This window comes from Nocardioidaceae bacterium SCSIO 66511, from assembly GCA_023100825.1.
GTDB lineage: Bacteria > Actinomycetota > Actinomycetes > Propionibacteriales > Nocardioidaceae > Solicola.
The window spans coordinates 2,499,436-2,513,801 of record CP095846.1 but is presented as its reverse complement, the minus strand read 5'-3'; the positions used below and the strand labels follow the sequence as shown (position 1 = coordinate 2,513,801).

Annotated in this window: 17 protein-coding genes; 14 read left to right on the top strand and 3 right to left on the bottom strand. The window is 67.2% G+C overall.

Annotated features, from left to right (window positions below; genetic code table 11):
- Window positions 1–11: 11 nt before the first annotated feature.
- From ugpC to MU582_11760, 8 genes are all read left to right on the top strand, one after another.
- The gene (gene ugpC, locus MU582_11795; GenBank protein ID UPK73132.1) at window positions 12–1,112 is read left to right on the top strand and encodes a sn-glycerol-3-phosphate ABC transporter ATP-binding protein UgpC; all 1,101 of its coding nucleotides are present in this window, start codon (window positions 12–14) and stop codon (window positions 1,110–1,112) included.
- A gap of 16 nt (window positions 1,113–1,128) precedes the next feature.
- Window positions 1,129–2,301, top strand: coding sequence for a galactonate dehydratase (gene dgoD, locus MU582_11790; GenBank protein ID UPK73131.1), 1,173 nt, complete (start codon window positions 1,129–1,131; stop codon window positions 2,299–2,301).
- Window positions 2,295–3,194: a dihydrodipicolinate synthase family protein gene (locus tag MU582_11785; GenBank protein ID UPK73130.1), complete on the top strand. Its 900-nt coding sequence runs from the start codon at window positions 2,295–2,297 to the stop codon at window positions 3,192–3,194. Before dgoD ends, MU582_11785 begins: the two co-directional genes overlap by 7 nt.
- Window positions 3,191–4,048 (top strand): SMP-30/gluconolactonase/LRE family protein, encoded by an 858-nt coding sequence (locus MU582_11780; GenBank protein UPK73129.1) that lies wholly within the window; start codon window positions 3,191–3,193, stop codon window positions 4,046–4,048. Before MU582_11785 ends, MU582_11780 begins: the two co-directional genes overlap by 4 nt.
- Window positions 4,049–4,112: 64 nt before the next feature.
- Window positions 4,113–5,267: a site-2 protease family protein gene (locus MU582_11775; GenBank protein UPK73128.1), complete on the top strand. Its 1,155-nt coding sequence runs from the start codon at window positions 4,113–4,115 to the stop codon at window positions 5,265–5,267.
- A gap of 6 nt (window positions 5,268–5,273) precedes the next feature.
- Complete coding sequence (locus MU582_11770; protein UPK73127.1) at window positions 5,274–6,176, top strand: tRNA (adenine-N1)-methyltransferase; 903 nt, start codon at window positions 5,274–5,276, stop codon at window positions 6,174–6,176.
- Between the two features lie 112 nt (window positions 6,177–6,288).
- Window positions 6,289–8,025, top strand: a complete 1,737-nt coding sequence (arc, locus tag MU582_11765; protein ID UPK73126.1) for a proteasome ATPase — start codon at window positions 6,289–6,291, stop codon at window positions 8,023–8,025.
- Between the two features lie 8 nt (window positions 8,026–8,033).
- Entirely contained in the window at window positions 8,034–8,396 is a 363-nt protein-coding gene (locus MU582_11760; GenBank protein UPK73125.1) for a hypothetical protein, read from the top strand.
- Here MU582_11760 and MU582_11755 read toward each other — a convergent pair.
- Window positions 8,338–9,237 (bottom strand): DMT family transporter, encoded by a 900-nt coding sequence (locus MU582_11755; GenBank protein ID UPK73124.1) that lies wholly within the window; start codon window positions 9,235–9,237, stop codon window positions 8,338–8,340. The genes MU582_11760 and MU582_11755 overlap by 59 nt on opposite strands.
- A gap of 56 nt (window positions 9,238–9,293) precedes the next feature.
- Between MU582_11755 and MU582_11750 the strand changes: the two genes are divergently transcribed.
- Genes MU582_11750 through MU582_11740 form a run of 3 tightly spaced genes read left to right on the top strand, consistent with a single transcriptional unit; the run spans window position 9,294 to window position 10,589 of the window.
- A complete protein-coding gene (locus MU582_11750; GenBank protein UPK73123.1) occupies window positions 9,294–9,872 on the top strand; it encodes a TetR/AcrR family transcriptional regulator in 579 nt (192 codons plus the stop codon).
- 29 nt (window positions 9,873–9,901) lie between these two features.
- Window positions 9,902–10,183: a ribbon-helix-helix protein, CopG family gene (locus tag MU582_11745; GenBank protein ID UPK73122.1), complete on the top strand. Its 282-nt coding sequence runs from the start codon at window positions 9,902–9,904 to the stop codon at window positions 10,181–10,183.
- A 1-nt stretch (window position 10,184) separates the two neighbouring features.
- The gene (locus tag MU582_11740) at window positions 10,185–10,589 is read left to right on the top strand and encodes a type II toxin-antitoxin system VapC family toxin (protein UPK73121.1); all 405 of its coding nucleotides are present in this window, start codon (window positions 10,185–10,187) and stop codon (window positions 10,587–10,589) included.
- Here MU582_11740 and MU582_11735 read toward each other — a convergent pair.
- A complete protein-coding gene (locus tag MU582_11735) occupies window positions 10,586–11,110 on the bottom strand; it encodes an NUDIX domain-containing protein (GenBank protein UPK73120.1) in 525 nt (174 codons plus the stop codon). The two genes, MU582_11740 and MU582_11735, sit on opposite strands and share 4 nt — an antisense overlap.
- Before the next feature lie 81 nt (window positions 11,111–11,191).
- Between MU582_11735 and MU582_11730 the strand changes: the two genes are divergently transcribed.
- Complete coding sequence (locus MU582_11730) at window positions 11,192–12,697, top strand: proteasome accessory factor PafA2 (protein ID UPK73119.1); 1,506 nt, start codon at window positions 11,192–11,194, stop codon at window positions 12,695–12,697.
- A gap of 12 nt (window positions 12,698–12,709) precedes the next feature.
- Here the strand turns inward: MU582_11730 and MU582_11725 are convergent, their stop codons facing one another.
- A complete protein-coding gene (locus MU582_11725) occupies window positions 12,710–13,174 on the bottom strand; it encodes a hypothetical protein (protein ID UPK73118.1) in 465 nt (154 codons plus the stop codon).
- A 153-nt stretch (window positions 13,175–13,327) separates the two neighbouring features.
- On the opposite strand from MU582_11725, the gene MU582_11720 reads away from it, so the two are divergent.
- Window positions 13,328–13,537 (top strand): ubiquitin-like protein Pup, encoded by a 210-nt coding sequence (locus MU582_11720; GenBank protein ID UPK73117.1) that lies wholly within the window; start codon window positions 13,328–13,330, stop codon window positions 13,535–13,537.
- Between the two features lie 17 nt (window positions 13,538–13,554).
- The gene (prcB, locus tag MU582_11715) at window positions 13,555–14,355 is read left to right on the top strand and encodes a proteasome subunit beta (GenBank protein UPK73116.1); all 801 of its coding nucleotides are present in this window, start codon (window positions 13,555–13,557) and stop codon (window positions 14,353–14,355) included.
- The last annotated feature ends 11 nt before the right edge of the window (window positions 14,356–14,366 follow it).

Genomic DNA, 14,366 nt, shown 5'->3' with positions numbered 1-14,366 from the left:
GGGAGAACTCGATGGCAAGCATCGCTTTGCGGGGTGTGGAGAAGCGGTACGGTGACGTCCCCGTCCTGCGTGATTGCAACCTGGACATCAACGATCAGGAGTTCCTGGTGCTCGTCGGCCCGTCCGGTTCGGGCAAGACCACGTTGCTGCGGATCATCGCCGGTCTCGAGACCCTGAGCGAGGGTGAGGTCTACTTCGACGACCTGCTCGTCAACGATGTCGATGTCGGCGACCGCGACATTGCGATGGTGTTCCAGAACTACGGCCTTTACCCGCACATGAGCGTGTACGACAACATGGCGTTCGGGCTCAAGCGCCGCAAGATCGCCAAGGGAGAGATCGATCAGCACGTACGCGACACCGCCGAGCTGCTCGACATCGGAACCTTGCTCAACCGGCGGCCGAAACAGCTGTCCGGTGGGCAGCGGCAGCGGGTCGCACTCGGTCGCGCGATCGTGCGCGACCCCGCCGTGTTCCTGCTAGACGAACCGTTGTCCAACCTGGATGCGCATCTGCGCGTCCAGATGCGTGCGGAGATCCTCAAGGTCCACCGCGCGGTGACGGCGACCGCCGTGTACGTGACGCACGACCAGGTAGAGGCGCTCACCATGGGCGATCGCATTGTCGTAATGAACGACGGACGCATCAACCAGATCGGCACGCCCGATGAGCTCTACGAATCTCCGACGAACAGGTTCGTCGCCGGCTTCATCGGTACCCCGGCGATGGGTTTCGTCACCTGCCGGGTGCGGCGCTCTGGGGACACGACCAGCCTGGTCGCTTCGGGCGTACGAGTCGACGTACCGTCCGACCGCGCCGCGGCGCTCGCCCACTGCTCCGCCGAGCAGGAGGTCGTTGTCGGCATCCGCCCTGAGCGTCTTCGGTTCATTGGTCCCGCCGACGAGCGCGGCGACGGCCGGGTCGAAGGCGTTGTGGAGGTCGTCGAGCTGCTCGGCTCTGAGCAGTTCGTGCACTTCCGGGTCAACGGCGAGCGCCTCACCGCGAAGGTCGAGCGAGACCGCGTCGTACGCCCCGACGACAAGATCGACATGCGTGTCGTCGGATCGCAGATACATGTCTTCGACAAGGAATCCGGCGAGGCGTACCGATGACCCGAGCGGTGGCGAGATGAGCGTGGAGACCATCGAACGCGTCGAGGTCCTGCGCGTCGCCCCACGGTGGATCTTCGTCTGCGTGACCACCGACTCCGGAGCGCAGGGCTGGGGGGAGTGCATCGTTCCCAAGCGCGCACGTGCGGTGGAGGGTGCGGTTGCCGACCTGGCCGACAACATCATCGGCTCCGAAGTACGCCGGATTGAGGACCTCTATCAGCGTATGCACCGCGACGGCTTCTTCCGCGGTGGACCGATCCTGGCGACCGCCGCGGCCGGGATTGAGCAGGCACTATGGGACCTCAAGGGGCGGCTGCACGGCCTGGCAGCGTACGAGTTCTTGGGCGGGCCGGTGCGCGACACCATCGATTCCTACGTGTGGGTCGGCGGCGACGAGCCAGCCGGCGTCGTCGAGCATGCACGGCGGCGAATGGAGCACGGATTCACAGCGGTGAAGATGAATGCGACCGGCTCGCTCGACTACATCGACTCGCATCACAAGGTCGACGAGGTCGTGGCTCGGGTCGACGCTCTGCGCGCCGAGTTCAGACACGACCTGCGGATCGCGATGGACTTCCACGGCCGTGTGCACCGCGCCATGGCGAAGGCGCTGTTCGTCGCGCTGGAGCCGTATGGATTGATGTGGATCGAGGAACCAGTGTCGCCAGAGTGCTACGACGCTCTCGTCCACGTCGCACACACAGCAGGTTCGACACCGATAGCCACTGGCGAACGGCTCACCTCGCGTTGGGAGTTCAAGCGCCTGCTGGCCGACGGCGTCGTCGATATCCTGCAGCCAGATGTCTCGCTCACCGGGCTGTTCGAGCTGGAGAAGATCGCACGGATGGCTGAGGCGTATGACGTCGCGGTGGCGCCGCATTGTCCGAACGGACCGATCTCGTTGGCGGCATCACTGCAGATCGGCTTCTGCTGCGGCAATGTGCCGATCCAGGAGCAGAGCGCGGGGCTCCACTACAACCAGGGCTACGCCGGACTGCCGAGAGGTGACCTGGCCGACTACCTGCGCGACCCGTCGCCGTTGCTGACCGAAAACGGCGTTTTCCAGCGTACCGACGGCGCGGGCCTCGGCATCGATATAGACCGCGACGCGGTGATGGCGAGTCCGCACGACTGGACGCTGCACGATCCGAACTGGCGGCACGAGGACGGGAGGTACGCCGAATGGTGACCGACGACATGGGCGGCGTTCATGCTGCGCTCGCGACACCGATCGACGTAGAGGGTGAAATCGACCACGCCGGGCTGCGCCGACTGCTCGACTCGATAGGGGCGGCGGGCGTCTCGACCGTGTGTCCGACAGGCTCGACGGGCGAGGGCCCTCGACTCACCCTGGAGCAGCGGCGTACGGTTCTGGGCACCGTACGTGACCATGCCGGTGACTTGAGGGCAGTACCCGCCCCCGCGGGAGGCACACCGTCCGACGTACTCGCTGAGCTCCATGGGTTCGCGGACCTCGGCGCAGAGGCGGCTCTGGTGCCTACGCCGTCGTACTTCCCGATGACCGACTCGGATGTGCGCCGCTACTACGACCTGATCGCCGAGGCCTCGCCACTTCCGGTAATGCTGTACAACATTCCGATGATGACCGGTGTCCGGCTGGCGCCGGATCTCGTCGGCGAGTTCGCCAGCCACCGGAACGTGGTCGGCATCAAAGACAGTAGCCGCGACTTCGAGTACTTCCAGTCCGTGCTCGCCGCCACCGAGGGCAGCAAGGACTTCGCGGTCCTGACGGGCACGGACACGATGCTCTTCGCGAGCCTGGTTGTCGGGGGACATGGCACTATCGCCGCGAGCGTCAACGTCGCGCCCGGGTTGTCCCTCGGCATTGACGCGGCCGTGCGGGAGAGCGACTGGACGCGGGCGATGACGCTGCAACGACAGGTACAGGACCTCGTCGCCGTGTGTCGTACCGGCTCGCCCCCTGCCGGGTGGAAGGCCGCACTCGAGCACGTTGGCATCTGCTCCCGACGTCTGGTGGCGCCGGGTATCGGCCTCGACGACGAGGAGTTCGATCGGCTTTCCACGGACTTGGCGGCCCTCGGCCTCGGGCAAGGCGCGTGACGTCGGCGCACGCGGTGACCGCGGTGCCCGCATGGCTCGGCGAAAGCCCCGTGTGGGATGCGTCGACGCAGACACTGCTCTGGGTCGACATCCTGCGCGGTGAACTGCATCGGTACGACCCGACGTCAGGCGATGAGGTGCTCCGAACGCTCGACATACCGATCGGCGCGGTCGCCCTCCGCCGCGGCGGAGGGTACGTGGTCGCAGCGGGCACTGGCTTTTGGCTACTCGATGGTGACCAGGTCACCCATCTTGTTGACGTCGACGATCGTGGCGAGCGGATGAACGATGGCAAGTGCGATCCGGCCGGGCGTTTCCTGGCAGGGACCATGACCAGCGATCGACAACCCGGCGCCGGGCTCTACCGGCTCGACGCGGACGGCGGCGTACATCGTCTGCTCGAGTGCGTGCGGCTGTCGAATGGCCTCGGCTGGAACCCGTCGGGTACGACCATGTACTACATCGACACCCCGACCCGCCGCATCGACGTGCTCGCATACGACCCCACGAGCGGTGCTGTCGGCAACCGGCGTGCGTTCGTCAAGCTGACCGGCGTGCAGGGCAATCCCGACGGGCTCACCGTCGATGACGAGGGCGGCGTCTGGGTCGCGATGGCTGGGGGCTCCTGCGTACGTCGTTTCACGCCCGACGGCCGGGCGGACCGCGTCGTCGAGGTGCCGGCGACCAAAGTGACGAGTTGTACGTTCGGCGGCCCGGACCTGCGCGACCTGTACATCACGACCTCGACAGACGGTCTGACGGTCGACGAACTCCGGACGCAGCCTGAGGCGGGACTGCTGTTCCGCGCACGACCTGGCGTCACCGGTTTGCCGGCGAGTGCCTACGCGGGCTGAGGACCCGAAACGCTAGCCCCTGCCGCCGACACGCCTGCCCACGCCGACCCGGTAGCGTTGGTATGTGGACCAACGGCGTGGGCCCGATCGCCCGGATGACGATCGACCGCAGCGACCGCCCGGAACCCTCCGGATCGGGACGATCGCCGGCGTCGACGTGCTCGTTCGCGCCTCGTGGCTGCTGGTCGCCGCGCTGATCGCGATCCTGATGGGCGATCACATCGATGCCGTCGCGCCCGGGCTGGGGGAGCTGCGCTACCTCGCAGGACTCGCCTTCGCCGTACTTCTCTACCTCTCGGTCTTGTTGCACGAGATCTCGCATGCGTTGATGGCGAAGGCATTCGGTATGCAGGTCCATTCGGTCACCTTGCATTTCCTCGGCGGGGTCACCGAGATCGAGGGCGAGACGAAGACCGCCTGGCGGGAGTTCTGGATCGCGATCGTCGGTCCGATCACGTCACTCGCCGTCGCCGCAGGTGCGTGGGGACTGACGTACGTCACTCCCGACGGTCTGGTCGGGCTCGCGTGTGAGGCGCTCGCGATCACGAACCTCGTCGTCGGCGTACTCAACCTGATCCCGGGTATGCCGCTCGACGGCGGCCGCGTTCTCCGGGCCATCGTGTGGGGCATGACCGGCAACGATGCCACGGGCACCCTGATCGCGGGGTGGAGCGGCCGCGTCGTCGCCGTGCTGATCCTCGCGTACCCGACGGTGCTGGCCTACCTGTTCGATCTGGAGCCGTCCATCGTCGACTACCTGTTCGCCGCCGTGATCGCGGTGTTCATGTGGGGTGGCGCGACGCAGACGATCGTCTCCGCGAAGGTGCGCCGCAAGCTGCCGTCGATCAGCGCTCGCACTCTCGGCCGGCGTGCGCTCACGATCGCCGACGACACGCCACTCAGCGAGGCCGTACGCGCGGCTCGCGACCAGGAGGCCGGCGGAATCGTCGTGCTCGACCGTCGTGGTCAGCTGTTCGGCGTTGTCAACGAGGCGGCCGTGCTCGCGACGCCGGAGGAGCGGCGGCCGTGGCTGTCGATCGCCAGCGTCACCCGTCGAACCGAGTCCGGCATGGTGCTGTCCGCCGACCTCGCGGGAGAGGATCTCGTACGCGCCATGCAGCGCACACCAGCAGCCGAGTACGTACTCACCGAGCCCGACGGCTCGGTTTACGGCGTGCTCACCGCCAATGATGTCGACCGCGCATTCGTACAGGCTTGAGGGGCGATGGAAGAACGACTTTCGGGGGTCCGTCGCGGCCCGCTTGCCGCCGGCGATTGGGTCCGGCTGACCGACAGCAAGGGACGCAAACACAACATTTGTCTCGAGGACGGCGGATCGTTCTTCACCAACAAGGGTGAGATCAAGCATGATGCGTTGATCGGGCGCGACGAGGGCTTCGTCGTCACGACGCCCGCCGGCGCCGAGTACCTCGTGTTCCGTCCGGTGATGAGCCAGTACGTCGTGTCGATGCCGCGCGGTGCCGCGGTCATCTATCCGAAGGACGCGAGCCAGATCCTCTCGGCGGCCGACATCTTCCCCGGAGCTCGGGTCGTCGAGGCCGGCGCGGGGTCGGGCGCACTGAGCTGTCATCTGCTGCGAGCCGTCGGCCCGGAGGGTCGGGTGACGTCGTACGAAGTACGCGACGACTTCGCCGAGATCGCACGGCGCAACGTCGAACAGCTCTTCTCAGGACCGCATCCGGCGTGGAACCTCGTCGTCGGCAACCTCGGCGAATCGTCCCATGACCGCGATGTCGACCGGCTGATCCTCGACATGGTCGACCCGTGGGAGTACGTCGACTTCGCCGGGCGGGCGCTCGTCTCGGGCGGATTCGTCTGTGCGTACGTCGCGACCACGACCCAGCTCTCGCGGATCGTCGAGACGCTACGCGCGCATGGCGAGTTCACCGAGCCGCAGGCGTGGGAGAGCCTGGTACGTGACTGGCATGTGGAGGGTCTCGCCGTACGCCCCGACCACAAGATGCTCGGGCACACGGCGTACCTGGTCACCGCGCGCAGGATGGCACACGGCGAGCGGGCGCCGCTGAAGAAGCGGCGGCCGGCACCGGGCGCGTACGGCCCCGACTACACCGGTCCTCGCCCACCGGGCGTCACCGAGCAGGGTTGATCGCGTCCGACGAAAGCCGGGTACCAATCTCATAAACGCGCAAAGTCACACGACCATTGACGGTTCTGCCGGGTAGGGTCGGAGGCGACCGTGGATCGCATGGAGGTGCCTGATGACCGAACAGGACAACTCTCGCCCGCTCGACGCAGAGCCCGAGATCGCCTACCTTCGCGCCGAGGTCGAGCACCTTCGCCGTCGCCTCTCCTCTGGCGCACACGGTGGAGGCAGCGCCGACGCGAGACTCGCTGAGACCGAAGCACGACTTGCCGCCACCAGCACCCAGAACGAACGCCTCACCGAGACCTTGCGCGAGGCGCGCGACCAGATCCTGAGCCTCAAGGAGGAGATCGACCGGCTCGCGCAGCCGCCGACGGGCTTCGGCACCTTCCTGCAGGCCAACGACGACGACACGGTCGATGTGTTCACGGGCGGTCGCAAGCTGCGGGTCAACGTCAGCCCGACCGTCGAGGTCGAGGAGCTGCAGCGCGGCCAGGAGGTCATCCTCAACGAGGCACTGAACGTCGTCACCGCGCTCGCGTACGAGACGACCGGTGAAGTCGTGATGCTCAAGGAGATCCTCGCCGACGGTGAGCGCGTACTCGTGATCGGCAACGCCGACGAGGAGCGGGTGGCGCGGCTGGCCGACTCCCTCCAAGGCACCAAGTTGCGCGCCGGCGACTCGGTGTTGTTCGATCCGCGGGCCGGTTATGTGTTCGAGCGGGTGCCGAAGACCGAGGTCGAGGAGCTCGTTCTCGAAGAAGTTCCCGATATCGACTACACCAGCATCGGCGGGCTCGCCGGTCAGATCGAGTCGATCCGCGACGCGGTCGAGCTTCCGTACCTCCACCCCGAGATGTTCATCGAGCACGAGCTCAAGCCGCCGAAGGGCGTGCTGCTGTACGGCCCGCCGGGATGCGGCAAGACCCTGATCGCGAAGGCCGTCGCCAGCTCGCTGGCCAAGAAGGTCTCCGATAAGACCGGCGAGGAAGGGCGCAGCTACTTCCTCAACATCAAGGGCCCGGAGCTGCTGAACAAGTACGTCGGCGAGACAGAGCGCCACATCCGACTGGTCTTCCAGCGCGCAAGGGAGAAGGCCAGCGAGGGCACTCCGGTGATCGTCTTCTTCGACGAGATGGACTCGCTGTTCCGTACCCGCGGATCCGGCGTCTCGTCCGACGTCGAGAACACCATCGTCCCGCAGTTGTTGAGCGAGATCGACGGTGTCGAAGGGCTCGAGAACGTCCTCGTCATCGGTGCATCCAACCGCGAGGACATGATCGACCCCGCGATCCTGCGGCCCGGCCGGCTCGACGTGAAGATCAAGATCGAGCGTCCCGATGCCGAGGGCGCGCAAGACATCTTCAGCAAGTACCTCACCGCGCGGCTGCCGTTGCATGTCGACGATCTGGCGGAGTTCGGCGACGACCGCGACGCCTGTGTCGCCGGCATGATCCAGCGCACGGTCGAGCGGATGTACGCCGAGTCCGACGAGAACCGCTTCCTCGAGGTCACCTACGCCAACGGTGACAAGGAGGTCCTGTACTTCAAGGACTTCAACTCCGGTGCGATGATCCAGAACATCGTCGACCGGGCGAAGAAGATGGCGATCAAGGATCTCCTCGACCACGGCCAGCGCGGGCTGCGCGTTCAGCACATGCTGCAGGCCTGCCTCGACGAGTTCCAGGAGAACGAAGACCTCCCGAACACCACCAACCCCGACGACTGGGCACGTATCTCGGGTAAGAAGGGCGAGCGGATCGTGTTCATCCGTACGCTCATCTCGGGCAAGCAAGGCAGCGAGCCCGGCCGCTCGATCGACACGGTCGCCAACACCGGCCAGTACCTATAGGAGTACGCGTGGCCCGCAACGAGGCTTTCGGTCGCGATCTCGAAGCCGCGTTGCGGGCCCACGAAGCGGTCGGATCCGATTACGACGACGCCTTCGTCGATGCGATCGTCGAGCGGATCGACTCCGAGGTGGAGCACCGCGTCGCCGCCGAGGTACGCAGGCAGGGCTGGCAGCGGTGGCGCCAGCGGCGCACGGGTTATCCCGTTTCGCTCGCGTACGTCTCGATCGCACTCGGTATCCCGATCACCGGCATCGCCGGAGCGACGGCCGATACAGAAGGCATCATCGCCGCCTGGGGCGGCATCGCCGTACTCAACCTACTCGCCGCCACTCGCGGCCTGGGCTCCCGCGATCGCGACCCTCAGCGGTGAGGTGCGGGCGGCCGATGGCGAGGGCGACGCCGACCGCGCAGACGGCCAGGCCCGCAAGTCCGAGCGCGGTGAGCGGATCGCCGAACATCAGGTACGCCCACAGCATCGTCGTCGGGGGAGTCAGGTACAGCAGGGTGCTCGCGGTGGTGGCGCCTCGGTGGCGTACGACGTACGTGTACGCCCCGTAGCCCCCGAACGTCGACAGCACCACCACCCACGCGACCGACCACCAGAATCCCGGCGATGCGGGCGGCGCGGCGTGCCCGAGCGCACCCGCGACCACGAAGAACGCGATCGCGGTGACCACCGTCTGAACGGCCAGCGACTCGAGGAGCGTCCGGCTCGGCCGCCAGCGGCGTTCCAGCAACGTGCCGGCCGAGAGGGCAAGCATGCCGCCGACGGTCAATGCGTACGCAAACCAAGGCGCACCGCCCGCGCCGAGATCTCTGCCGACGACCAGCGCGACGCCGACGATGCCGACCAGTAGGCCGATCCGCTGCCACCTGGTCGTCCGCTCTCCGAGCAACCGCCCGGCGACGGTTGCGACCACGAGAGGCTGCAGGCTGGCGATCAGTGCCGAGGTGCCTGGCGGCACGCCGAGACCGACGCCGGTGACGATCCCGCCGAGGTAGCCGAACTGGGCGAGCAGACCGATCAACGCCTGTCGCGGAGTACCCGGTCCGCCGATCTGTGTTCGCGTCATGAGCACCAGCAGCAGTACGACGACCGCCGCGGCGGCGTAACGCCACGCGAGCAGGGTGTCCGCGGTCGCGTACCGGGTGCCCAACTCGGCCCCGATGAACCCCGAGCTCCACATCACGACGAGCAGGATTTGTGCCATACCGACCAGGTAACCATACCGGTCTGTATACTTTCAGTGTCCAAGGAGGAACCGAGATGTCCACCACGACGGTAGAGGCGACGACACCCGCCGGTAAGCGAATCCTGGCGACCGCGAGCGAGCTGTTCTACGAGCACGGCATCAACGCCGTCGGCGTCGACCGCATCGCCGACGAGGCGGGCACGACCAAGAAGACGCTGTACGACCGCTTCGGCTCCAAGGAGGGACTGACCCTCGCGTACCTGCGCGCCCGGTACGAGCGCTGGCAGACGTTCCTGGCGGGCTTCCTCGACGCACATCCTGCAGCCGGGGCAGATCGCGTACTCGCGGTCTTCGACGCGATCGAGGCGTGGATGCAGACCAACACGCGCGGCTGCGGCTTCATCAACGCGTACGCCGAGCTCGCGGGCACGGGGCACAGCGGCCTCGACGTCGTCCACGAGGAGAAGACCGGCATCCGAGTGCTGTACGTCGAGCTGGTTCGAGAGCTCGGCGTCGATGATCCGACGCGCCTGGGCGGGCAGCTCGCCTTGCTGCATGAGGGCGCGATCACCGCCTCGACGGCCGGAGACGACCTGCACGCGATCACTCTGGCGCGAGAAACCGCCGAAGAGCTGCTCGCCGGCCACTACTAGGGTGGTACCATTCGTGGTACCGTTTTGATATGGCGACGAATCTGAGACTTCGAGCCGACGCCGAGAAGGCTCTGCGTGACAGGGCGGCGGACACTGGCAGGTCACAACAGCAACTCATCCGCGAGGCTGTCGATCAGTACCTCGGCCTGCGTCTCCCGACCGTACCGCGAACCGACGCCGAGGCACTGATCGCCGACGGACAGGTACTCCCGCCTCGCTCGGCCTTTCGCGAGCTCTCCGACGCGGAGCTCACACGCCTTCCCGGCGGCGTCAGGAGCGAGGATCTACTCGACCGCGACGATCGCGTGTGACATGCGCGTCTACCTCGATTCGAGTGCACTGCTGAAGCGGGTCGTAGCCGAACAAGAGACGGGGGCGCTGCAGGGGGTCGTGTCGGTCCATCGCGCGAACGGCGACTCACTTCTCGCATCATCGCTTGCCTGGGTTGAGGTTTCGCGGGCATTGCGCCGAACGCTGTCCGCCGAGCGTGCGGTCGACGCGGCCGACGCCGCTCTCGCAGGAGTGCTCGAACGCCCAATCACTGCAGACATCATCGCGTTGGCGCGACGACTCGATGCGCCGCTCCTACGGAGCCTCGACGCAATCCATTTGGCCTCCTTGCTACTCCTCGACGCGGACGTCATGTTGACCTACGACGACCGTCTCGCAGACGCGTGCAGGGCGCATGGCATTCCCACGCGTGCGCCGTCGGCCTAGCTTTGGGGCGGTGTCCGGTCGGCGAGCTGCTCTGCCAGCCAGGGGCCGAGCATCGCCCGCGAGTCGGGTACGAAGCGCCACTGCGGATCCTCCAGCCGCTCCGACAGCTCCTCGAGCGTCATCCAGGCGCCCCAGGCGACCTCCTCCGGCTGCCAGCGGATCGGTCCGTCGTAGGTGACCTCGTACTGGAACGACACGTATCGGGTCTGGTCGTCGCCGTACTCCGCGACCCCGATGCGGCGCAGCTCGGCGTCGGTCACACCGAGCTCCTCGGCCGCCTCGCGTCGTGCCGAGTCGTCGGGGTCCTCGCCTGCGGTGATGACGCCGCCAGCGGCGAAGTCGTACAAACCCGGGTAGACGTCCTTGGTGTCGGTGCGGCGATGCACGTACACACGTCCGAGCCGATCACGTACGACGACGCCGGTCGCTCCGTGCCGGAGGTTCTCCCGCCGTACCCGCGAGCGCGGTGCGGTGCCCGCAGGCCGGTGTTGGTCATCGAACAGCTGCACCAGTTCGTCCACGGTCACCACCGTAGAAGAGGGCGGCGCACGTATGGTGGGCGCCATGAGCCGCGAGTGCGCGCCGAGCGCTGAGGACGACCGATGAGCGTACGTCGAGTGATGGGCACGGAGGTCGAGTACGGCATCTCCGTGCAGGGTCAGCCGACCGCCAACCCGATGCTCGCGTCCACCCAGATCGTCAACGCGTACGCGAGCGCGAGCCACTTGGCCCGTCGTGCGCGCTGGGACTTCGAGGAGGAGAACCCGCTGCGTGACGCCCGCGGGTTCGACGTCGGCCGCGACCGGGCCGATCCGACGCAGCTGACCGACGAGGAGCTGGGGCTCGCGAACGTCATCCTGACCAACGGTGCGCGGCTGTACGTCGACCACGCGCATCCGGAGTACTCGACTCCGGAGTGCACGAACCCGCTCGACGTCGTCAAATGGGACAAGGCCGGCGAGCAGGTGATGCACCGCGCAGCCGAGCTCGTGGGGCAGATCCCGGGCGCGTCGCCGATCCTGCTGTACAAGAACAACATCGACAACAAGGGCGCATCGTACGGATCGCATGAGAACTACCTGATGCGTCGCGATGTGCCGTTCGGGCAGATCGTCGAGAACCTCACGCCGTTCTTCGTGTCCAGGCAGGTCGTCTGCGGGTCGGGGCGCGTGGGGCGGCAGCAGGACGGCAGCGAGCACGGGTTCCAGATCAGCCAGCGCGCCGACTACTTCGAGGTCCGCGTCGGTCTCGAGACCACCCTCAAACGGCCGATCATCAACACCCGCGACGAGCCGCACGCCGACCCCGCCAAGTACCGCCGGCTGCACGTCATCATCGGCGACGCCAACCTGTCGGAGATCTCCACCTACCTCAAGGTCGGCACGTCTGCGCTGGTGATGCAGATGATCGAGGCGGGGTACGTACGCTCGCCTTCGCTCGCCGATCCGGTTCGCGACCTACACGCCATCTCGCACGACCCGTCGTTGGAGCACAAGGTCGAGCTCGACGACGGGCGCCGGATGACCGCGGTCGAGCTGCAGTGGGAGTACTTCCAGCAGGCGAGCAGGTTCGTCGACAGCGGCCAGACCGAGGCCGACGAGCAGACCCGCGACGTACTGCGCCGTTGGGAGTCGGTGCTCGACCGGCTCGACCGAGACCCGATGGAGTGCCGCGACGAGCTCGACTGGGTCGCGAAGCTCGCGCTGCTCGAGTCGTACCGCGACCGCGACGGGCTCGGCTGGGAGCATCCGAAGCTGCATCTCGTCGACCTGCAGTACTCCGACATCCGCCCGGAGAAGGGGCTGTATCACCGGCTCGTACGCACCGGCCGCATGCGGCGCATTCTCGATGACGACGCGGTGGCGACCGCCGTTGAGGAGCCGCCGACCGACACCCGGGCGTACTTCCGCGGCCGCTGCCTGCAGAAGTATCCGAAGGACGTCGCCGCGGCGTCGTGGGACTCGGTGATCTTCGACCTGCCGGGCCGCGACTCGCTACAGCGCATCCCGACGATGGAGCCGTTGCGCGGTACACGTGAGCACGTTGGCGCGCTGCTCGACGAGTCCGAGACCGCGGCCGAGCTTTTCGAGGCGCTCACCTCCCGCTGAAGGCGGTCGGGCTCAGGTAGTCCATCGCCCGCCCGAGACGGGCTCGCCCCGAGCCACAGGTGCGCGCAAGGGCGGCGGCGTCGGTCGCGTCGACGGTGCGAGCTCTCCCGATTCGAGCAGCAGGAGGTACGGCTCGTCCGCGGCACACTCGTCGGCGCCGACAGCCTCCAACAACCCGTCGATGAACCACTGAGGCAGGTGCGGGATGCGTACGTCGCGCTCGCCGGTTCGGGTCCGCATGACCACGTCGGTCACGAAGACATCGCGGAGCGACTGCGGGGTGACCAGGAGCGTACGTACGGCCGAGCCCTCGCCCTCATATAACCGGACGCCCTCGGCTCCTCGCTCGTCGACCGAACCCAACCGACGCAGCTCCGACGTGAACTGGTCCCAAAGCGTTCCGGCTGTGGCGACCCGCAGCTCAGCCGCGGCAGTCTCCTCGGCCGTCGGGGGACGTTTTGCTGCCTCGCCGCTCATGCCCGGACGGTACGCGCCCGTCGACTGCACCGCTATCGAGATTCGTCGGACACGTTGCGCGCCCCGGCAACCGCTTGTCGCCGATGCGGGCTAGTGTTCATCACGTCGGCACCTCGACGGCCGACAGTTGACCCGCAGGCAAGGAGATCCGACGTGGCGCGAGATGGTGGACAACAGCACAAGCAGCCGCGCAAGAGCAGCGAGGCTGAGGAAGAACCGTCGGTCGAGCCGAGCGATGACGTCGCCGAGCGCAAGGAGAAGCTCGACGACGACGTCGACTCGATCCTCGACGAGATCGACGACGTCCTCGAGGAGAACGCCGAGGAGTTCGTACGCAGCTTCGTGCAGAAGGGCGGTCAGTGATGCTGCCGACGAGCTTCATGCAGCCCGGTATCTCCTCGTTCACCGAGTTCCTCTCCGTCGAGGCACCGCATCTGCTTCCCGGCGCCCGTACGGCTACGGGTGACGGCCTCGACGGGCAGATCCCGCACGGCACGACGATCGTCGCGATGACGTTCCCCGGCGGCGTCGTGATGGGAGGCGACCGTCGCGCGACGATGGGCAGCATGATCGCCCAGCGTGACGTCGACAAGGTGCACGCCGGCGACGAATACTCCGCCATCGGCTTCGCCGGCTCGGCGGGCTTCGGCTTCGAGTTGGTCCGGTTGTTCCAGGTCGAACTCGAGCACTACGAGAAGATCGAGGGCGCAACGCTGTCGGTCGACGGCAAGGCCAACCGCCTGTCCACGCTGGTACGCGGGCATCTCGCGATGGCGATGCAGGGGCTGGCCGTCGTCCCCCTGTTCGCCGGGTACGACGCGACGACCGACGCCGGGCGCATCTTCTCCTACGACCCGACCGGCGGGCGCCACGAGGAGAGCGAGTTCGCGGCCGTTGGGTCCGGCTCCATCTTCGCGCGCGGCTCGATCAAGAAGCTCTACCGCGACGACATGGGTGAGCGCGATGCCGTCACGGCGATCGTGCAGGCGCTGTACGACGCGGCCGACGATGACTCCGCGACCGGCGGGCCCGACGTCGCACGCCGGATCTTCCCCGTGGTCGCCGTGGTGACCGCCGACGGGTTCCGGCGTTGGGGCGAAGACGAGACCGCCGCGGTCGCCGATGAGGTGATCGGCGGGCGGATGCAGCGTCCCGACGGCCCCACTGCGCCGGTCGTCTAGTCGACCTGCGC